The organism is Rhodobacteraceae bacterium D3-12 (assembly GCA_025916135.1).
Classification (GTDB): Bacteria; Pseudomonadota; Alphaproteobacteria; order Rhodobacterales; family Rhodobacteraceae; genus JAKGBX01.
In genome coordinates this window covers 2,200,499-2,219,548 of the sequence record CP104793.1, presented here as the reverse complement: position 1 = coordinate 2,219,548, position 19,050 = coordinate 2,200,499, and the positions used below count along the sequence as shown (strand labels likewise).

Below are 19,050 nucleotides of genomic sequence, written 5' to 3'. Positions count from 1 at the left end.
AGACAGACCGCATAAACCAGAGGCTCAGAGCGAAAAACAACAAACAAAAAGCCAAACAAACTTACCAACAGCCAACAAGGAGAAAGACTTATGAAACACCTGTTCACAGCGGCCCTCGCCGGGGCTATGGCACTAGGCGGCACGATCGCCCAAGCGGCCGATGACGTAACGCTCCAACTCAAATGGGTAACGCAGGCGCAATTTGCCGGCTACTACGTGGCGCTCGACAAAGGCTTTTACGAGGAAGAAGGCCTGAACGTGACCATCAAACCCGGCGGCCCCGATGTCGCCCCCGCTCAGGTGATCGCCGGTGGCGGTGCCGATGTGGTGCTTGACTGGATGCCATCGGCTCTGGCCAGCCGCGAGAAGGGGCTCGACCTCGTCAATATCGCGCAGCCGTTCAAAAGCTCGGGCATGATGCTGACCTGTCGCAAGGACAGCGGTATTTCTTCGCCTGCCGACTTCAAGGGCAAGACCCTCGGCGTCTGGTTCGGCGGCAATGAATACCCGTTCCTCAGCTGGATGAGCAAACTCGGCCTTTCGACCGATGGCGGCGATGACGGTGTTACCGTGCTCAAGCAGGGCTTCAACGTCGATCCGATCCTCAACGGTCAGGCCGATTGCGTCTCGACCATGACCTATAACGAGTACTGGCAGATCATCGACGCGGGCCTCACCCCGGAAGAGCTGGTCGTGTTCAAATATGAGGAACAGGGCGTCGCCACGCTCGAAGACGGCATGTATGTGCTGGGCAAAAACCTCCAGGACGACGCCTTTAAAGCCAAGATGGTCAAATTTGTCCGCGCTTCGATGAAGGGCTGGAAATACGCCGAAATGAACCCGGACGAAGCGGCGATGATTGTGCTCGACAATGACGCCTCGGGCGCACAGACCGAAAAGCACCAGAAGCGGATGATGCGCGAAATTGCCAAGCTCACCGCCGGCTCGAACGGCGCGCTGGAACCGGGCGATTATGATCGCACGGTAATGACGCTCCTCTCGGCGGGGTCCGATCCTGTGATCACCAAAAAACCCGAAGGCGCGTGGAGCCATGCGATTTCGGATGAGGCTCTGAAGTAAGCTATCAAAGCCATATCTAACCTGATCGGCCCCGGTGGAAACGCCGGGGCCGGTTGCATTTTGCGGGCGCCTGCACGCTCCGGGGGAATACCTGACTGTGCAACTGGGCGCAAAAGGCGCATCTTCTTTGCATTTCAAATACTAACTTTTAGCAAAGGAGAGCAGATTATGGACTGCATCAAACAAGGGCTTGAGCGTAACTTGGCGACCATTCTTATCGCCGCAACGCTGTTTGCCATCATCGCCGCCGTCATTGCGGCCTATGGTGGGCTGACAATTGCATTGGGGCCAATAACGCTAGCGGCGGTGTCCTCGGCAATCCTGGCTGCGGTGATCGTTTTCGGGGCAATCGTCGGCATCGCAGTTCTGGCGATCGTGTTGAATTGCGCGGTTGGCGCAAGCCGACCCAGTCAGGATCAAGTGCCGCCAGAAGACGATGGCATTCAGCCTGACGACCTGTCTCAACCGGGGGAGGCGAACCAAGGCTTGACCGGCGAAGAGGACCCGCCCGCGCGCGATAGCGGCGGCGAGGCCCCGACCAAGCCACGCCCAAAACACCCAAAAGACCCGCCGCTCGGCTCTCCTGCGAACCCGATTGGATCACCAAATCCGAAAAAGGACAGCTAACGCGCTTTTGCGGTTGAATTGCTCCGGAGCCGGGACTACACACAGCCTCGGTCCGGGGCGTAGCGCAGTCTGGTAGCGCATCTGTTTTGGGAACAGAGGGTCGGGAGTTCGAATCTCTCCGCCCCGACCAAGCGCCCGCAAAGCGGGCGCGTAGACCGACAGAGGCAACACAACGTGTTGCCGGAGTCGGTCAAGTCTCCCCTTAGGGCGCCCGCAAAGCGGGCGCGTAGACTGACAGAGGCAACACAACGTGTTGCCGGAGTCGGTCAAGTTTCCCCCTTAGGGCGCCCGCAAAGCGGGCGCGTAGACCGACAGAGGCAACACAGCGTGTTGCCGGAGTCGGTCAAGTCTCCCCCTCAGGGCGCCCGCAAAGCGGGCGCATAGACTGGCACAGGGGCGACCTCCGCCCTCAGAGCCGTGGGCCACCCCTCACAATGCATAACACCGCTTCGCAATCTCCTGCGGCACTTCGCGCACCGGCTTGCCACCGATTGCGTCAAACATCTCACGAAGTTGCCCATGCACCGTCCGGTCGTTCTGAACAATGCGGGACACGCGACCATCCTTATGCGGCACCTTTAAAAACGCACAGCCCGCCACCAGATGGCCGTCGCCCGCGGGCGACGTTGATAGGCTGATCACCAATTGCGGCAATGCCTTGATGTCCCCGTCATAAGACAGGATCGCCGCAGCCGTTGTTTGCGGATCAAGCAGCAAGCGGCATTGCGTCACGCCATCGCGCGGCTGAACAAAGGTTTCCCCCGGATCCGCACAGGCGCCCTTGGCCGCCGCGATCAAAGCCGCGGGATCGTCGGTGAAATAAGCCGCCGTCACCCGCGCTCCAGAGCCGGTCTCTTTCGGAGTAGGCGTAGTGGTCGCGCATCCGCTTAAACACAAGATAAGCCCGACTCCAAGCACGCTACCAGCGTGGCAGATTCGCCCCATCCCCGCCTGCGCGTTCCGGTTGTGTGACATTTTCATGTCTGACCGCGTGCGACTTGCATGTTTTTTCATCACGGCCCCTTTGACCTGCTGTCGTGCCCCAAATTCACGGGCCGCGCGGTTTCGTCCACAAGGTCAGGCCGCGTATAACTATGCCGAATTCATACTGTTTCGAGAACCATCCACAAGGTCAAGCACAGCTCAATATGCCCCCCATACGCAGCGCTATGAATCACATGCCCGTTACCTCGATATCCCGGTTCCCAGCCGGTCAACTCCAAAAACCGCTCAATTCAAAATTAAAGCTGTTGACCTGATATGGCCTGATACGCCAAATTGTGGAGGCCGGTTGAAGGGCCACAACATATAGTGGACCGCGAGGGACGGGCAGGTTGAAGAGAACACCATAAAAGCCGGGGTAAACGCTGGCATTGACGCGCACCGAGTAACGCCTCGGTATGCGACCGGTGAGCTTTTGCCTGTGCCTTACGAATAAAATCGGTGTGCGATGCGTCTTCCGGAACGGCGGGGGCGTGGGTTTGGACTGACAGCTGAAACATGGGGCAGCAATGAAAATCGAAAGAAAATTCACCAAGGCAGGACAAGACGCTTACGCGGAGCTTGAGTTCATCACCACCACATCGGAGATCCGCAATCCCGATGGCACCACGGTGTTCAAACTCGACGAAGTCGAAATTCCCAAAAGCTGGAGCCAGGTCGCCTCGGATGTGATCGCCCAGAAATACTTCCGTAAGGCCGGTGTTCCCTCCAAACTCAAAGCCGTCAAAGAAGACGGCGTGCCCGAATTCCTGTGGCGCTCCGAACCCGCCAGCGGCGCCAAAATGGGCGGCGAAACCTCGTCTAAACAAGTGTTTGACCGTCTCGCAGGGGCTTGGGCCTACTGGGGCTGGAAGGGCGGCTACTTCACCACCGAAGAAGACGCACGCGCCTATTATGACGAAATGCGCCACATGCTGGCGACCCAACGTGCGGCCCCAAACAGCCCGCAGTGGTTTAACACCGGCCTGCATTGGGCCTATGGCATCGATGGCCCGGCACAGGGCCACTATTATGTCGATCACGAAACCAAAAAGCTGACCCGTTCGAAGTCGTCCTATGAACATCCCCAACCGCACGCCTGCTTCATCCAGTCGGTCAGCGACGATCTGGTTGGCGACGGCGGCATCATGGACCTCTGGGTGCGCGAGGCGCGCCTGTTCAAATACGGCTCCGGCACCGGCACCAACTTCTCGTCGCTGCGCGCCGATGGTGAATCGCTCTCGGGCGGCGGCAAATCCTCGGGTCTGATGGGCTTCCTCAAGATCGGCGACCGCGCCGCAGGGGCGATCAAATCCGGCGGCACCACCCGCCGTGCGGCCAAAATGGTGATCGTCGATGCCGACCACCCGGATATCGAGGAATACATCAACTGGAAGGTCAAGGAAGAGCAGAAGGTTGCCTCCATCGTGGCCGGCTCCAAGATGCACGAAGAAAAGCTGAACCTGATCTTCGCCGCCATCCGCGGCTGGGACGGCGCGATCGAAGACGCGGTCGACCCCAAGAAGAACGATCAGCTGAAACAGGCGATCCGCGACGCCAAGAAGGTTGCGATCCCCGAAACCTACGTCAAGCGCGTGCTGGATTACGCCAAGCAGGGCTATGGCAGCATCGAATTCCCAACCTATGACACCGATTGGGATTCCGAAGCCTACGCCAGCGTGTCGGGCCAGAACTCCAACAACTCGATCCGCGTGACCGATGCGTTCCTCAAGGCCGTCAAAGATGACGCCGATTGGGAGCTGATCCGCCGCACCGACGGCACGGTCGCCAAAATCATCAAGGCGCGCGATCTCTGGGAGCAAGTCGGCCACGCCGCATGGGCCTGTGCCGATCCGGGCATCCAGTATCACGACACCATCAACGCATGGCACACATGCCCCGAAGATGGCGCCATCCGCGGCTCCAACCCGTGCTCGGAATACATGTTCCTTGACGATACGGCCTGTAACCTCGCCTCGATGAACCTGCTGACCTTCCTTGAAGATGGTAAGTTTCAGGCCGAAGACTACATGCATGTTACGCGCCTCTGGACTGTGACGCTCGAAATCTCGGTGATGATGGCGCAATTCCCGTCCAAGGAAATCGCGCAGCGCTCCTATGACTTCCGCACGCTGGGCCTTGGCTATGCCAATATCGGTGGCCTGCTGATGAACATGGGTCTGGGCTATGACAGCGACGAAGGCCGCGCCCTTGGCGGTGCCCTCACAGCGATCATGACCGGCGTTGCCTATGCCACCTCGGCTGAGATCGCCTCCGAACTCGGCGCCTTTGACGGCTATGCCCGCAACCGCGAGCATATGCTGCGCGTCATCCGCAACCACCGCAACGCGGCCTACGGCGCAACCGAAGGTTACGAGGCGCTCGAAGTGAAGCCCGTACCGCTTGACCTCACCAACTGCCCCGAGCCGCATCTCGTGGACCTCTCCATGGCGGTCTGGGACGAGGCGCTGAAGCTGGGCGAACAGCACGGCTATCGCAACGCACAGGTCTCGGTGATTGCCCCCACCGGCACCATCGGTCTTGTGATGGATTGCGACACAACCGGCATCGAACCTGACTTTGCTCTGGTGAAGTTCAAGAAGCTCGCCGGCGGCGGTTACTTCAAGATCATCAACCAATCCGTGCCTGCCGCTCTGGACAAGCTCGGCTATGGCTCGGCCCAGATCGAAGAGATCATCTCCTACGCGGTCGGCCACGGCACGCTTGGCAATGCGCCGGGCATCAACCACACCTCGCTGATCGGCAACGGCTTCGGCCCGAACGAGATCGAGAAAGTCGAAGCCGCACTCGGCTCCGCCTTCGACATCCGCTTTGTCTTTAACCAGTGGACGCTGGGCGAAGAGTTCTGCACCGGTGTCCTCGGCATCCCGGCGGATAAACTCAACGACCCGACCTTCGATATGCTCAAGCATCTGGGCTATGACCGCGCCGATGTTGACGCCGCCAACGACCACGTCTGTGGCACGATGACGCTGGAAGGTGCGCCGCACCTCAAGGAAGAGCACTACAACGTCTTTGACTGTGCCAACCCCTGTGGCAAAAAAGGCAAGCGTTACCTCGGCGTCGACAGCCACATCACTATGATGGCCGCCGCACAATCGTTCATCTCGGGGGCGATCTCTAAAACGATCAACATGCCCAACGATGCCACGATCGAAGATTGCCAGGCCGCCTATGAGCTTAGCCACCAGCTCGGCGTCAAAGCCAACGCGCTCTATCGTGACGGCTCCAAGCTCAGCCAGCCGCTCGCGGCCGCGCTGGTCGAGGATGACGAAGACGCTCAAGAGACGCTCGAAAGCGGCTCCACCCACGAGAAAGCCACCGTGCTGGCCGAAAAGATCGTCGAAAAGGTGATCGTCAAGGAAATCATCAAATCGCACCGCGAGAAGATGCCGGAACGCCGCAAAGGCTATACCCAAAAGGCGGTTGTTGGCGGGCACAAGGTTTACCTGCGCACCGGCGAATACGAAGACGGCAACCTTGGCGAAATCTTTATCGACATGCACAAGGAAGGCGCGGGCTTCCGGGCGATGATGAACAACTTCGCCATCGCGGTTTCCGTGGGCCTGCAATACGGCGTGCCGCTTGAAGAGTTCGTCGATGCCTTCACCTTCACCAAGTTTGAGCCTGCGGGCATGGTGCAAGGCAACGACAGCATCAAGAACGCCACCTCGATCCTCGACTATATCTTCCGCGAACTCGCGGTCAGCTATCTCGACCGGACCGATCTGGCCCATATCAAACCCGAAGGCACCAGCTTTGACGATCTGGGCCGGGGCGAAGAAGAGGGTGTCTCCAACATCTCCGAGATGTCGGAAACCGCCGCCTCCAAATCGCTCGAAGTGCTGAAACAGATCAGCTCGACAGGCTACCTGCGCAAGCGTCTGCCGCAAGAGCTGGTCGTGCTGCAGGGTGGTCAGGCAATGGGCGCCACCGCGCTCAGCGGCATGGACCCTGAAACGGCTCTGCAAACCTTGGTGCCCGAAACCGCCGCGGCGGCAACCGGGGCAGGGGGCAGCGTCAGCGTCTCGACAACCACGTCGGTCTCCTCCGGTATTGTCGCCTCCTCGGCGGGCCAGATGGACGCCCGTACCAAGGCCAAGATGCAAGGCTACGAGGGCGAAGCCTGTGGCGACTGCGGCAACTACACATTGGTGCGCAACGGCACCTGTATGAAATGCAACACCTGCGGGGCAACCTCGGGCTGTAGCTAAAAAGATCCGGGGCGGGTGCGCTCGCCCCCGAACGACGTTCAGGCCGCAGGCAAAAACCGAGCGGTACATTCAAGAGTGAGCCTGAACGGCGAAACTCATAGGGGGGCCCTCTCGGTCCCCCCTTTTTTTGCGCGCAGGCAAGGCGGTGTGCGGCCTTCAGTCCGGGCAGAGTGTCTACGCCGTCACGACTCACCCAAAGCTGCCCTCGAATCCGGCAATCCTCCGCCACCCGGCCCATTGCGCCTCTTTTTGCGCCGCCCACCGCCGAAACCGCCCGAACCCCACGCGCCAATCCGCCCAATCACCGGTGGCAGGATTTTGCCCAGCCATCTATTGCCGGCGAAATGGCCCGTTTCCGGCGCGAACAAGCCCGAAACCGCCCCGACCGTGCCGCCCCCTTACGCCAGCCCCCCTGTTGCCCCCAGATAGGCCTCGAAGGCAGAGACCTTCGTAACCAATAACAGGAGAAACCCTATGTTTAACCGTATCACACGCACCACCGCTCTTGCCGCTCTCATGACCCCAGCGATGGCCCTCACGGCGCTTGCGGAAACCGATGCCAATGGCGACGGCCTCCTCACCATCGAAGAAGTGCAGGCGGCGCACCCCGATGTCACCGCCGAGGCCTTCTCGACCATGGATCTGAACGGTGACGGTGCGCTCGACGCAGAAGAAGTCACAGCAGCAACCGAAGCTGGCCTTCTCAAAGCCGAAGGCTAAGCCAAACCGCAAAGGACAAAAGCAGAGCGTCTCAGGCACGCTCAGGCTTTTGTCCCAAGCGCAGCGCCCCGGTGCTGCGCGGTCCCGCCGCCTGCCGGTTTTCTGGCAAGGGGGCGGGGCATTTTATCGGGCGGATCAGGGTGCTTTGCGCGCCGCCGGGCTTTGAACGCTAAGAAATGCGTTGCGAATGCAGCTCGAAGATCCGGTGCCGCACAGGCCTCTTTTCAAACCTGTTCCGCTTTGATGGCGATCCCCGGCAAGCCCCAAGTGTCGGGGGTCGTTCCTTGTGAGAAGTGGGCAACCGACAGCCGCTCACGACACGCCCGTTTGTGATCCGCTCACAAAATCACAAAACCGCCGTCAGACCCGGCTCTTTGCCGCCATCAACCAAAGCACACACAAAACCAGCGAGGCCAAAGCATTCCAGCTTGCCATCGACAGGGTGAACATCTCCCACGGCACCTGATCGCACATCACCACACCCGCTGGCGCATCAACACTCAACAGATCATTGCCCGTCAGGCTGCCAAGCCCGCTACCGCCACCGGTGCAGCTTTCCGGCCCCTGCCACCAGCCACGCTCGACTCCGGTGTGATACAGGCCAATCCCGGCCGTGCTCGCCGTTGCCAACGCGCCCAACAGCGGCCAAAACCGCCCCGGAATCGTCAACGCCATCACCCCGATCACAATCGCCGCATAATGCGGATAACGCTGCCAATAGCACAGCTTGCACGGGGCCATCCCGCCGACATGCTGAAACAACAACGCGCCAATCATCAGCGCAGCAGAGCCCGCAGAGGCAAGGAAAATAAGGTTTGGTCGAGACAGGTTCATAGCAATTTCACCACATAGAAGCCGCCCAGAAGTAGCACGATAAACAGGGCGAACATCAAGCCCAAACGCCGCTCAATGAAATCACGAATTGGTGCGCCATACCGCGCCAGAAGGGCCGCCACGATGAAAAACCGCAACCCCCGTGCCAATACGCTGGTGACCATGAATGTCAGCAACGGCATCCCGGTCCAACCCGACATGATGGTGATAACTTTATAGGGAAACGGCGTCATCCCGGCGATCAAAACCGCCCAGAAGCCGACATCGTTGAACCGTTCGTTAAAGGCCTCCATCGCATCGGCCTTGCCCATCGATTCCAGAATCGGCTGCCCCAGCGTCTCAAACGCCAACGCCCCGATGGCATAGCCAAGCAAGCCCCCCAGAACCGACGCTAACAAGGCAACACCGGCAATCGCCCAAGCGCGATGCGGCCGCGCCAGAATCATCGGGATCATGATCACATCGGGCGGAATCGGAAAAACCGAACTCTCGATAAACGCCACCAAAGCCAGCGCCCACATCGCGTGGCGATGCTCCGCCAGCCGCATCGTCCAGTCATATAGCCCGCGTATCATCTGTGTGCCTGCCTATTGCCGCCTGCTGCCCGGCCGCTGTTCCCTGTCACCGTTTGCCACTATACGGCTCACGTAGGGAAGAAACTGCCAAGTGCCTTTGCTTTTAAGGCCCTCTAACACAGGAGCGCGCGGGCGCGAACCCAAAATCCAAGCTGTCTGAGGGCAGGGCGCATGCCGCGCGACAAGAATTCATCGCGATCTATGCCGATTGGGGCCATTTTCCACTTTCCCACCCGCGCACAATTCGCTAAATCACCGTTCAGCCATGCCAGTGCCCAAGTGGTGGAATTGGTAGACACAGGGGATTCAAAATCCCCCGCCTTAACAGGCTTGCCGGTTCGAGTCCGGCCTTGGGTACCATGGCGTGTTGCAGCAGATTGCATGTTGCAAGATTTTCGGAATTCCTCGGCAGTCACGCCAACCGGCGTGTCATAAAGCAAAGATCGGCTGATCTTCGCCTTGGGATCGCTCGCGCGTATCGCTTCGGCCTTTGGAGCAGATGACGTTGTTTTTAACCACCAGCTTGCAGACCTTGGCGTGAAGCCCTTCGTGCAAAAACGGCCAATCAGCTTGTTGGCGCGTTTTTGCACGAATGACGAAAAGACCGGATCAGGTCTTTATCGGCTTACCCCCGGCAAGCAGGGCAAACAGTACTGGCGCAATCAATCACGCATGGTTTTCAAAGTTGCGGCGGCGCTTCGCACCAACAGCCCTAGGTCGACAGCGCAGGACACAAAGGCATAGCCCCAAGTGCGATAGCGCTTGGCGTCCTCGCTATTGGTGGCAAGAATACCTGCAGGCGTCCCCACAGCGCCAAGCCGGGCCGCGGCCTCTTTAAGCGCCGTTTGAACGTCCGCATGGCCGGGATTGCCAAGATGGCCATAGCTTGCCGCAAGATCAGAGGGGCCGATGAATACGCCGTCCACCCCCGGCACAGCAGCGATCTCTTCCAACTGCGCCATCGCCTCCACGGTTTCCACTTGCACAAGGACCGCGATGTTCTGGTCGGCTTTCTCAAAATAATCACTCGCCAGACCAAACCGGCTGGCGCGGGTGCCACCGGCAACGCCGCGAATACCGTGCGGAGGATAGCGTGTCGCAGCAACGGCTGCCGCGGCTTCCTCGGCGTTTTGCACGAATGGCACAAGCAGCGTTTGCGCACCGATATCAAGCGCGCGTTTGATCAGCACCTTATCGTTCCACGCCGGGCGCATCACAAGGCTTGAGGTGCCAGCAGAGGCCGCCTGCAACAGGGGTTGCACCTGTGCCAGATCAACCGGGGCATGTTCCGTGTCAAACATCAGCCAATCATAGCCCAACAGGCCTAGCGCTTCGGCTGCGACAGGGCTTGCAAGGGACATCCAAAGCCCGTCAAGCGCCTCACCCGCCAGCAGGCGGCGCTTGAACTCGTTTTCCGGTGTGCGCATCATACGAATTGCACCGCGACAGAGCCGAGCGGACCGAAATCAGCGTGGAGTGTATCGCCTTTCTCGGCCCAAACCGGGCGCGTGAAGCTGCCCGAAAGCATCATGTGCCCCGGCTCCAGTGCGGTATCAAACGGGGCCAGCTTGTTGGCCAGCCATGCGATGGCCATTGCCGGATGCCCCAGAACCCCACAGGCCAACCCGGTCTCTTCGATCTGGCTGTTGCGATAGAACGCCGCGCCGACCCAGCGAAGATCAACGTCTTCGGGCCGCACCGGCCGCCCACCCAAAACGATGCCGGCAGCGGCGCCATTGTCGGCGACCGTGTCGAAAATCTTGCGCGGTTCCGTAACGCGGGCATCAATGATCTCGATCGAGGGGACAACCCACTCTGTCGCACGCATCACGTCAATCAGCCCGACATTGGGCCCTTGAAGCCGTTCTTTGAGGATAAATGTCAGCTCGGGTTCGACGCGCGGCACACAGAAGTCATCGAAGTTTACCTTGGCCCCATCCTGAAGGATAAGATCGTCGAAAAGATAGCCGTAATCCGGCTCGTCGATCTTGGAAGCCGCCTGCATCGCCTTGGATGTCAGGCCGATCTTGTGGCCGACGATCTTGATGCCCTCTTTCTCTTTGGCCGCGGCCACGGCGCTGGAAATCGCATAGCTGTCGGCGATTTCGATGTCGGGAAACATTTCCGACGGGCGGCGGCCCTGAACCTTGGTGCGATGGCTCTCAAGCAACCCGTCAACACAGGTCTGGCGGTCTTTTTCACTTAGCATGTTTCTTTCCTCAAAGCTTGATGCAGACGTTGCGCAATTCGGTGTAAAATTCGAGCGAGTGAACCCCGCCTTCACGCCCGATCCCGCTGGATTTCGAGCCCCCAAATGGCGTGCGCAGATCACGCAGGAACCAGCAGTTGACCCAAGTGATGCCAACTTCGATCTGCTTGGCAACACGGTGCGCGGTGCCCAGATTGCTGGTCCAGATCGACGTAGCCAGCCCATAGGGCGAAGCGTTGGCCAGCGCGACACCCTCGTCTTCGCTGTCAAACGGCGTGATATGGGTGCAGGGGCCGAAAATCTCTTCGGTTACAACGGGATGGTCTTCTGCCAATCCCGTCCAAACAGTCGGTTCAACCCAATAGCCGCCGTCAAACCCCGCCACATCGGGCGTGCCGCCACCGGCAAGAATCTCTGCACCTCCGGCGCGTGCTTTCTCGTAATAAGACAGCACTTTGGCACGATGCTCGGCTGAAATCACGGTGCCCATGGTGGTTGCGCTGTCGAACGGATCGCCCATTTGATAGCCGCGCGCCTTTTCCGCAAGACCTTCGCAGATGCGCTCATAGATGCCACGCTGCACATAAAGCCGTTCAGTGCCCAGACAGACTTGGCCCGTATTGGCGAAACAGGCGCGCCCGATCCCTTCGAGCGTGGCGTCGAGGTCGGCATCGTCAAAGATGATGCCAGCGTTCTTGCCGCCCAGTTCAAGGCTCACAGGGCGCACACCGTTTGCGGCGGATTTCATGATCGCTTCGCCGGTCCGGGTTTCGCCGGTAAAGGTAACACCGTCGACATCCGGGTGCGCGGTGAGGAATTCACCCGCAGCACCGGGGCCAAAGCCATGCACAACATTATAAACGCCGCGCGGGATGCCGACCTCGTTCATTACCTCGCCCAGCAGGGTGGCCGTGGCCGGGGTTTCCTCGGAGGGTTTGACCACGACAGTATTGCCGCAGGCAAGGGCAGGGGCCACTTTCCAAGTCATCAGCAGAAGCGGCAGGTTCCAAGGGCAGACGACGGCAATCACACCACGAGGGCCGCGCAGCGCATAGTTGAGAGCGCCGCCGCCATCCGGCGTGGCCATCTCGAAGGTCTCTGTCGACGAGGTCTGGATCTGATCCGCGAACACATTGAAGTTTGCCGCGCCGCGGGGGATGTCGATGTGGCTGGCAATACTGGTCGGCTTGCCCGTATCGCGGATTTCTGCTGCCAGAAACTCATCGAAACGCGCGTTGATCCCGTCGGCCAGCTTGCGCAGCAACGCCACGCGTTCGGGAACGCTCATCCGCCCCCATGGTCCGTTAAGTGCTGCGCGCGCGGCACCAACAGCGGCATCGACATCGGATTTCCCGGCAGCCGACACTTCGGCAAAAACCTCGCCTGTGGTCGGGAAATGATCGGCAAACTCGCCGCCCGTTCCCGCCGTGAATTCACCGTCGATGAAGTTAAGTATTTTTTGCATAACCTGCCTTTCAATTGCCGCCTGACAACTCTGGGTCGCCATGGCTCAAGTAGTCCCACATACGTTCAAAGATGCGCCCTTGCCGCGTGGCGCGGGTCTCGGCTTCGGCGGGGGGATCGTTGGCGCATCGGCCAATCCAGTTGCCTGCGCGGCCAATTCGACGCGGCACATATCTTCCAGATACCACGCCAGCGATACGGCCTCGGGCAGCGACGCCCCCGCAACCACCGCCCCGTTCCCGCGCATCATCACGCCGGCGCCGTCGCCCATTGCATCAATCACTCCACGCGCCCGCGCATCATCACGCACCAGTTGAATGTCAGACCAAAACCCAACTTCCGGCGCGAAATAAGTGCCAAAGCCGTGACGGATTTGCGGGGCTTGCCCCAACGCCGCCAGCGCCATCATTTGCGGGCCCATGAAGCGGACAACGCCTTGGGCCTCGGGTCGACGGGCATAGATCTGTTGATGAAGCCGGACTTCGCCCAACACCCCCTCCGGCAGATCGCCGACAACGGGCACAACGCTACAGGGTTGGCCGATTTCGACATGCTCCATCGGAACCGACGGGCAGACGAGGAAGCGATCCTGATCTATTCTCGCGGAACAATGGCCATAGGCATGCACAAGCCCGGCCCGACCAAGGGCGCGCGCGGCGATACGTGTGGTCCTGGCAAGCTCTTCCATGACCATCAATCCTTGAACGCTTCGATATTCGGGGCCGAACCCCATTTACAGAAGCCCTTCGGCTCGAAATGGAACTGCCGGTCGCGCCAAAGCGGCTCGTCGTGAATTTCGACAACGCCGCTAGAATATTCAAAGGTCATTCCCTCTGGCCCGGTGAAGTAGAGAAACTCGGCAGAGGAGGTCGGATGCTGCCCCGGTCCGAACGTCACATTCACCTGGTTCTCGCGCACGAAATTAAAGCTGCGCTGAATATCATCGGTGCCGCCGACCTGATGGTTGATGTGTTGAATGCCGGGTTTGTGAAACGGGAACAATGCGATCGAGTGATGGATTGTGCCAAGCCGCATGAGGGGGGCATCGCCGATCCTGTCGGACACCCGCGCGTTGCATACTTGGGTCCAGAACAACTCATCGCGCTCAAGATCATTGGAGCAAAGCCCAACATGGCTAAAGCCTGTGATCCCCGCATCGCGCGTCCCGTGATAGGCTTGGGCCGTGGTGTCGGGGCGCAGAACAAATTCAATCTGGTTGCCCATCGGGTGTTGAACCGGATGAAGGCCTGCACAAAGCGCAACTCGCATTCTTCGCGCCGACCATAGTGCACATCATGGCCAAGGCTTTCGAGCGTCGCCCCAGCTTTGTTCAGGTCATCAGCCGAGCCGATTTCGAATGCTGTTGTCTGATCCTCCGGGTCGCCCTCAAAATAGCACAACGTATGCTGTCTCTGATCCGATTTGAAATAGACCGCTCCCGGGCGTCGCCCGGACACCTCCAACCCCAGAATGTTGATCGCGTACCACTCGGCACCCGCCAGATCCTTGGTGCCCAAACGGCAATAAACGACGTCTTTAAGCTCGATCATGCGTCCGATCCTCCGTTGAATTCTGCCAGTGTCGAGGGCGAGCCCCACGCACAATGGCTCAGGGCGGTATCAGGAAACTGCCTTGGGCCGGTCGCGTTGGGTGGGGCCATGGCTGTGGCATAGCTATAGAGAATTTCACCGACGCCGCGCATGGTCACAAAACAGGCACCAGACGTCGGCTGGCGGCCGGGGCCGTGGGCGACGGGCAGCTGCAGTTTTTGCATGACATACCAGTTGCGCATGACATCTTCGGTCTCTTGCACACCAAAGGTAATGCCCAGAACGCCATCGCGCTCCGACGGATAAAGCGCGATGCGGTGATGCGCACCGTCGATATTGATAAAGGCGGCGCGCCCGGCCCAATCAGACACGGTTCCACCGATGCCCTTGGTCCAAAACGTCTCGTTCGCCTGAATGTCGGTGCAGGCCAGTTGCACGGCCTGAAGTTCGGTCAGACCGGTATGGCGCGCGCCGTGAAATGGCCAGCCCGAGGTCAGCGGGCGCCAGACAATATCAACCTGCACTTCGTTGGGTGCGCTCACCGTGATGCCGGTTTTGATCTGCCGCTGCTCTGCCTCGTCATCCGATAGCCAGCGCGGCGCATATCCGGCCTCGCTCAACTGATCAAAAACCCTGTCCAGATCCGCTTTTTCCGCCACGGTAAGCGCCACCGAAGGCACGCCGCCCTCTGTAAAACAAAGCGCGTGGTTGCGGCTGTCCGACCGAAAGTAGCGCGCCTGCTCCGTGCTGTCTTCCAGCTGCAGGCCCAACACCTCACGCCCGAATTTTTCAGCGTCCTCAAGGTTTAAAACGGGCTGACGCAAGTAACGCAGATCGCGGTAAGGGGCAGACATTGCGGTTTTCTCCTGTTGGTGGGGCCGGGCAAGAAATCATGCCCAGCCCGGACGTTTACTTCTTCGCTTCAGCTTCGAGCTCGACCAGCATCGGAGCTTTCTCGCGCCATTCGCTATACCATGCGTCAATCGCCGGGCCGAACCATTCACGCCCGACCGTTGTGACCGGAATATCGGTTGTTTCTAGGCTGGCTTTGTATTTTGCATCAATTTCGCCATAGCCGACGACCATCTCATCCAACTTGCGGGCAAATACCTCTTGGATAACGGCGCGGTCGGCTTCGGCAATCCCGGCCCATTTGCGCCCGGACCCAATGGCGGCCATCGGGAACATCATGTGATTGGACACGATGATGGATTCAGCGTGCTCATAGTATTTGGTGTTCCATGTGCCTTCGACGTCGATCTGCATTCCGTCGACCTGACCATTGGCAAACGCATCATAGAGCGAGGGCAATGGCATCGGCGTCGGCGCTGCACCCAGAGCTTCCCAGAAGGCGAGTTCCGGCGCGAACGGAATGGTGCGGATTTTCTTGCCGTCGAGGTCGCCAACGGTTTCAACTTTCTCTCCGGTGACAATGATCCGCATCCCGGCCATGCCCCAGCCAAAGCCGACAAGCCCAAAATCGGCCATGCCGTCCAGCAGCTTCTGAGCTGTTTTGCCTTTCAGCAAACTGCGCGCTCCGGCCACGTCTTCAACAAGGTAGGGCGCAAGGAAAATACCATAGTTGGGGTTGCGGTTGGCAAATTCACCCAAGGTGAAAAAGGCAAAGTCCATCGCGCCCGTTTGCAGTTGTTGCAGCATCTGGGATTCATTGCCCAGCTGCCCTGATGGGAAAATCAGGATGTCGACACGCCTGTCGGTTTTCTCCTTGATTTCAGCTGCGGCTTGCGTGGCTGAAACGGTCCACTGGTGTGGCGGCGGCGTGATAAGCCCAAGGCGGTATTCCTCGGATTGGGCGATATGGGGGGCTGCTAATGCGGCCAAACCCAAAGCATACTTAAATAGACGTTTCATGTCGTTCCTCCCTTTTGGTGATAGTTTGATTTGATCGGCTTGAGCGCGCGCAAAACACGCGGCAACGCTTCGTCCCTCGCTTGGCCAATCTCCGCGACCGGGCGTGGGTCAGACTGGGCCATTCCGGCGATCAACGCATCGGCTGCCTTGGCGAGATCGGGCGCACCAAGGTCGTCCCACATGGCGCTCGTCGCCGGGCCGAGCGCGTCGAGGTAACCCTCCATGCCACGCGCTCCGCCGGAAAGATGGAACACCCCGGCCGGCCCCATCAAGCACCAGCGCGGCGCAAGCCCCTCGGTCACGGCGCGCTCAACATCGGGCAGGGTGGCCGCACCGCTGGCAACCAGATTGACAGCTTCGCGCCAAAGGGCGAATTGCAGACGGTTTACCAGATGGCCCTGCATGGGTTTGGCCATGCGAAGAACGGTTTTGCCCATCCCTTCATACAGGGCCTGTGCCGCATCAAGCGCCGAGGCGGGCGTAATCTCCTGCCCGATCAACTCGACCGTCGGCATCAGGTAGGGCGGATTGCAAGGATGGGCGATAAAGAGCCTTTCGGGAAATTCCATGCCTTGCGCAATCATTTGCGGCGTGAACCCCGAAGACGAGGAGGCGATCGGCACATGCGCGGGGATGATCCCCTCAATCTCGCCCAAGGCCCGGTGTTTAAGCGCGAGATTTTCGGGCAACGCCTCTTGCACAAGCTCAACGCTCGCCAGAGCGTCGGCGCTGCTTTCGTGGCGCGGCGCTTGGGTCTGTTCTGCCAGCGTTTCAAGCGCCAACATGGCGGGCTGTGCCTTGGTCCAAGTGTCGGCAAGGCGATCAGCCGTTGCCGGATCTGGATCTACCACGACAACCTCGTGTCCGGCACCCGCAAAAGCCGCCGCCCAACCACAGCCAATCAATCCGCCACCAAGAACCGCAACCCGAGCCATCAGAACGCATCCTTCAAAACTGTGGACAACACAGGGAAGAAGGCGAGCAGGATCAGCACAAGCGCGATGGACCCAAGAAACGGCAGGATCAGGCGGGCGATGCGTTCGGCGCGTTCGCCCGTCATCAAAGCTGCGGTAAACAGCCCGGTCCCGACCGGCGGCGTCAGCAGCCCCATCGTCAGGTTCAGGCAGATGATCACGCCAAACTGAAAGGGATCAATGCCGTAAACATCCGTCGCAACCGGAAGAAACACAGGCACGATCAGGATAATGGCGGGGATCGGATCCACCACCATACCAAGGAACAGCAGCAGCACATTCAGCATAAGCAGGAACATGACCGGCGAGGTGGTCAGCGATTGCATCCACGCCGCCACAAGCGCCGGCAGGTTTTCAAAGGTGATGACCCAGCTAAACACCTGAGCGGCCGCAATAAGGAACAAAACCACGGCAGCCCCCCGTCCGGCGCTGACAAATGCCGGAAGGATCTGCCGCCATGTCATCTCGCGATAGACAAACAGGCCGATGAAGGCGGCAGCAGCAGCCGCAATCGCGGCAGCCTCTGTCGGTGTCGCAATGCCGCCAAGGATCGTCCCGACAATCAGCACAGGGATCAAAGCCGCCGGAAGCGCATTCCAAACAGCTTTGCCGCGCTCTTGCATCGGCATGGGGGCGGTCGCTGGAAACCCGTGCTTGCGCCCCAGCCACATCACGACAAGGATAAAGCCCGCAAACATCATTGCGCCGGGAATGATCCCTGCAATGAAAAGGTTGCCGATCGGAAGCTGAGCAATCACGCCATAGATGATGAACATCATCGACGGCGGGATAATCGGCGCCAGCAAACCGCCGGCTGCGGTGATCGCCACGCTGACATCCTTGGGATAGCCGGCGCGCACCATCTCGGGAACCGCGATGCGGGACATGATGGTAATCTGCGCAACCGTTGAGCCCAGAATCGACGCCATCATCATGTTCGCGACGATGTTCACATAAGCAAGCCCGGCAGGCAGCCGCCCAAGCATGGCAAGCGCAAGCGCCATCAACCGGCGCCCGATGCCCCCGGCATTCATGAACTCGCCCAGCAAAATAAAGAGCGGCAAAGCCAGCAGCCCGTAATTTTCCATCCCACCGAAGAATTGTTGTGGAAAGGATTGCAGCAAGATCCAGTTGCCCGTGACCGCGATGTAAACAAGGGCAAGGAAAATAAGCGCAAAAGAGATCGGAACCCCGGCCGCCAGAAAGGCGAAAAAGCTGCTTGCAGCGATCATTGCATCGCCCCCTTGGAACGGGTCAGCTGCGCCGCGCAGTGAACCAATCCGCTAAGGCAAAACACCGGCAGGATCAGCCAGAACCAGACTTTGTGCACACCCAAGGTGACTGTTGGCTCTTGGTAGAGAAAGTTGAATGTCTCTCGCGAGAAGGCCACGACCGACCCGGCTTGCCAAAGCGTTATGGGATCAAACCAGCGCCACAAAATGATCGCGAACAGGACGAAGAAAACGAAAAGAAGCGCGTCCACGATAACACTCAGAAGCCGCCGTGCTCTGACGCCAAACGTGTCGGAAACCAGCGTAACCGCAAGGTGTTCGCGCTTGGCCAGCGCCAAAGACGCCCCGAACAAAGCGACCCAGATCATCAGGAACACAGCCGCTTCATCCACCCAGATCACCGGCGCGCCAACCGCGCGGGACACCACGTTCAACATAAGCAGCGCAAAGATCGACACCATCAACGCACCGATCGCAAAGGTCTCAAGCCGCGCAATCGCACCGCTTAAACGCAACAGGCTGTTCTGCTGCAACATGGGACTCGCTTCGTGATTCATCTCCACCTCCGGGGCGCAATTAATGCCGATATTTTTTCCAAGTCAATTAAAATATCTATATTTACGACGAGGGCGCAAAATTGTATGCTTTTGTAAAGCCTTTGGCCGGACGGGTCAGATTTGCTAAGCAAGAGCGAAAA

17 protein-coding genes and 2 tRNA genes are annotated in these 19,050 nt (G+C 59.4%); 6 read left to right on the top strand and 13 right to left on the bottom strand.

Going from position 1 to position 19,050, the window contains the following annotated elements; all coding sequences use genetic code 11:
• Positions 1 to 90: 90 nt before the first annotated feature.
• The 3 genes from N4R57_10885 (at position 91) to N4R57_10875 (ending at position 1,837) form a co-directional block, all read left to right on the top strand.
• Positions 91 to 1,080, top strand: a complete 990-nt coding sequence (locus tag N4R57_10885) for an ABC transporter substrate-binding protein (protein UYV39453.1) — start codon at positions 91 to 93, stop codon at positions 1,078 to 1,080.
• A 168-nt stretch (positions 1,081 to 1,248) separates the two neighbouring features.
• A complete protein-coding gene (locus tag N4R57_10880) occupies positions 1,249 to 1,707 on the top strand; it encodes a hypothetical protein (GenBank protein ID UYV39452.1) in 459 nt (152 codons plus the stop codon).
• Positions 1,708 to 1,760: 53 nt separating this feature from the next.
• Positions 1,761 to 1,837: transfer RNA gene (locus N4R57_10875), tRNA-Pro, on the top strand.
• 299 nt (positions 1,838 to 2,136) lie between these two features.
• On the opposite strand, the gene N4R57_10870 is transcribed toward N4R57_10875, so the two are convergent.
• Positions 2,137 to 2,721 carry a hypothetical protein gene (locus tag N4R57_10870; protein UYV39451.1) on the bottom strand — a complete coding sequence of 195 codons (585 nt, stop codon included), beginning with the start codon at positions 2,719 to 2,721 and terminating at the stop codon, positions 2,137 to 2,139.
• 497 nt (positions 2,722 to 3,218) lie between these two features.
• Between N4R57_10870 and N4R57_10865 the strand changes: the two genes are divergently transcribed.
• Together N4R57_10865 and N4R57_10860 are read left to right on the top strand one after the other, a co-directional pair.
• On the top strand, positions 3,219 to 6,923 hold the full coding sequence (locus N4R57_10865) for a vitamin B12-dependent ribonucleotide reductase (protein ID UYV39450.1): 3,705 nt from the start codon (positions 3,219 to 3,221) through the stop codon (positions 6,921 to 6,923).
• Between the two features lie 474 nt (positions 6,924 to 7,397).
• On the top strand, positions 7,398 to 7,643 hold the full coding sequence (locus tag N4R57_10860) for a hypothetical protein (protein UYV39449.1): 246 nt from the start codon (positions 7,398 to 7,400) through the stop codon (positions 7,641 to 7,643).
• A 360-nt stretch (positions 7,644 to 8,003) separates the two neighbouring features.
• Here the strand turns inward: N4R57_10860 and N4R57_10855 are convergent, their stop codons facing one another.
• Together N4R57_10855 and N4R57_10850 are read right to left on the bottom strand one after the other, a co-directional pair.
• On the bottom strand, positions 8,004 to 8,471 hold the full coding sequence (locus N4R57_10855; GenBank protein ID UYV39559.1) for a disulfide bond formation protein B: 468 nt from the start codon (positions 8,469 to 8,471) through the stop codon (positions 8,004 to 8,006).
• Between the two features lie 2 nt (positions 8,472 to 8,473).
• The gene (locus N4R57_10850) at positions 8,474 to 9,052 is read right to left on the bottom strand and encodes a DedA family protein (protein ID UYV39448.1); all 579 of its coding nucleotides are present in this window, start codon (positions 9,050 to 9,052) and stop codon (positions 8,474 to 8,476) included.
• A 273-nt stretch (positions 9,053 to 9,325) separates the two neighbouring features.
• Here N4R57_10850 and N4R57_10845 point away from each other — a divergent pair.
• Positions 9,326 to 9,412 (top strand) — tRNA-Leu (locus N4R57_10845).
• 302 nt (positions 9,413 to 9,714) lie between these two features.
• Here the strand turns inward: N4R57_10845 and N4R57_10840 are convergent.
• The 10 genes from N4R57_10840 to N4R57_10795 all read right to left on the bottom strand — a co-directional run bounded on the left by N4R57_10840 (position 9,715) and on the right by N4R57_10795 (position 18,889).
• Positions 9,715 to 10,482, bottom strand: coding sequence for an HpcH/HpaI aldolase/citrate lyase family protein (locus N4R57_10840; protein UYV39447.1), 768 nt, complete (start codon positions 10,480 to 10,482; stop codon positions 9,715 to 9,717).
• Positions 10,479 to 11,261, bottom strand: coding sequence for a 2-oxo-hepta-3-ene-1,7-dioic acid hydratase (locus N4R57_10835; GenBank protein ID UYV39446.1), 783 nt, complete (start codon positions 11,259 to 11,261; stop codon positions 10,479 to 10,481). Before N4R57_10835 ends, N4R57_10840 begins: the two co-directional genes overlap by 4 nt.
• A gap of 10 nt (positions 11,262 to 11,271) precedes the next feature.
• A complete protein-coding gene (locus tag N4R57_10830) occupies positions 11,272 to 12,726 on the bottom strand; it encodes a 2-hydroxymuconic semialdehyde dehydrogenase (GenBank protein ID UYV39445.1) in 1,455 nt (484 codons plus the stop codon).
• A gap of 45 nt (positions 12,727 to 12,771) precedes the next feature.
• Positions 12,772 to 13,413, bottom strand: coding sequence for a class II aldolase/adducin family protein (locus N4R57_10825; protein ID UYV39444.1), 642 nt, complete (start codon positions 13,411 to 13,413; stop codon positions 12,772 to 12,774).
• A gap of 5 nt (positions 13,414 to 13,418) precedes the next feature.
• Entirely contained in the window at positions 13,419 to 13,994 is a 576-nt protein-coding gene (locus tag N4R57_10820; GenBank protein ID UYV39443.1) for a VOC family protein, read from the bottom strand.
• A 277-nt stretch (positions 13,995 to 14,271) separates the two neighbouring features.
• Complete coding sequence (locus N4R57_10815) at positions 14,272 to 15,129, bottom strand: VOC family protein (protein ID UYV39442.1); 858 nt, start codon at positions 15,127 to 15,129, stop codon at positions 14,272 to 14,274.
• A gap of 55 nt (positions 15,130 to 15,184) precedes the next feature.
• Positions 15,185 to 16,147 carry a TRAP transporter substrate-binding protein gene (locus tag N4R57_10810; GenBank protein ID UYV39441.1) on the bottom strand — a complete coding sequence of 321 codons (963 nt, stop codon included), beginning with the start codon at positions 16,145 to 16,147 and terminating at the stop codon, positions 15,185 to 15,187.
• On the bottom strand, positions 16,144 to 17,082 hold the full coding sequence (locus N4R57_10805; GenBank protein UYV39440.1) for a 3-hydroxyacyl-CoA dehydrogenase NAD-binding domain-containing protein: 939 nt from the start codon (positions 17,080 to 17,082) through the stop codon (positions 16,144 to 16,146). The genes N4R57_10810 and N4R57_10805 overlap by 4 nt, the downstream gene beginning before the upstream one ends.
• Entirely contained in the window at positions 17,082 to 18,353 is a 1,272-nt protein-coding gene (locus tag N4R57_10800; protein UYV39439.1) for a TRAP transporter large permease, read from the bottom strand. Before N4R57_10800 ends, N4R57_10805 begins: the two co-directional genes overlap by 1 nt.
• Positions 18,350 to 18,889: a TRAP transporter small permease subunit gene (locus N4R57_10795; GenBank protein ID UYV39438.1), complete on the bottom strand. Its 540-nt coding sequence runs from the start codon at positions 18,887 to 18,889 to the stop codon at positions 18,350 to 18,352. Before N4R57_10795 ends, N4R57_10800 begins: the two co-directional genes overlap by 4 nt.
• Between the last annotated feature and the right edge of the window lie 161 nt (positions 18,890 to 19,050).

Bases quoted from the DNA above. Each gene is read 5' to 3' on its own strand.
- N4R57_10830 (UYV39445.1), bottom strand. From the start codon at position 12,726: ATGCAAAAAATACTTAACTTCATCGACGGTGAATTCACGGCGGGAACG.
- N4R57_10800 (UYV39439.1), bottom strand. From the start codon at position 18,353: ATGATCGCTGCAAGCAGCTTTTTCGCCTTTCTGGCGGCCGGGGTTCCG.
- N4R57_10840 (UYV39447.1), bottom strand. From the start codon at position 10,482: ATGATGCGCACACCGGAAAACGAGTTCAAGCGCCGCCTGCTGGCGGGT.
- N4R57_10820 (UYV39443.1), bottom strand. From the start codon at position 13,994: ATGCGAGTTGCGCTTTGTGCAGGCCTTCATCCGGTTCAACACCCGATG.
- N4R57_10795 (UYV39438.1), bottom strand. From the start codon at position 18,889: ATGTTGCAGCAGAACAGCCTGTTGCGTTTAAGCGGTGCGATTGCGCGG.
- N4R57_10805 (UYV39440.1), bottom strand. From the start codon at position 17,082: ATGGCTCGGGTTGCGGTTCTTGGTGGCGGATTGATTGGCTGTGGTTGG.
- N4R57_10885 (UYV39453.1), top strand. From the start codon at position 91: ATGAAACACCTGTTCACAGCGGCCCTCGCCGGGGCTATGGCACTAGGC.
- N4R57_10835 (UYV39446.1), bottom strand. From the start codon at position 11,261: ATGCTAAGTGAAAAAGACCGCCAGACCTGTGTTGACGGGTTGCTTGAG.
- N4R57_10815 (UYV39442.1), bottom strand. From the start codon at position 15,129: ATGTCTGCCCCTTACCGCGATCTGCGTTACTTGCGTCAGCCCGTTTTA.
- N4R57_10810 (UYV39441.1), bottom strand. From the start codon at position 16,147: ATGAAACGTCTATTTAAGTATGCTTTGGGTTTGGCCGCATTAGCAGCC.
- N4R57_10850 (UYV39448.1), bottom strand. From the start codon at position 9,052: ATGATACGCGGGCTATATGACTGGACGATGCGGCTGGCGGAGCATCGC.
- N4R57_10865 (UYV39450.1), top strand. From the start codon at position 3,219: ATGAAAATCGAAAGAAAATTCACCAAGGCAGGACAAGACGCTTACGCG.
- N4R57_10825 (UYV39444.1), bottom strand. From the start codon at position 13,413: ATGGAAGAGCTTGCCAGGACCACACGTATCGCCGCGCGCGCCCTTGGT.
- N4R57_10880 (UYV39452.1), top strand. From the start codon at position 1,249: ATGGACTGCATCAAACAAGGGCTTGAGCGTAACTTGGCGACCATTCTT.
- N4R57_10860 (UYV39449.1), top strand. From the start codon at position 7,398: ATGTTTAACCGTATCACACGCACCACCGCTCTTGCCGCTCTCATGACC.
- N4R57_10870 (UYV39451.1), bottom strand. From the start codon at position 2,721: ATGAAAAAACATGCAAGTCGCACGCGGTCAGACATGAAAATGTCACAC.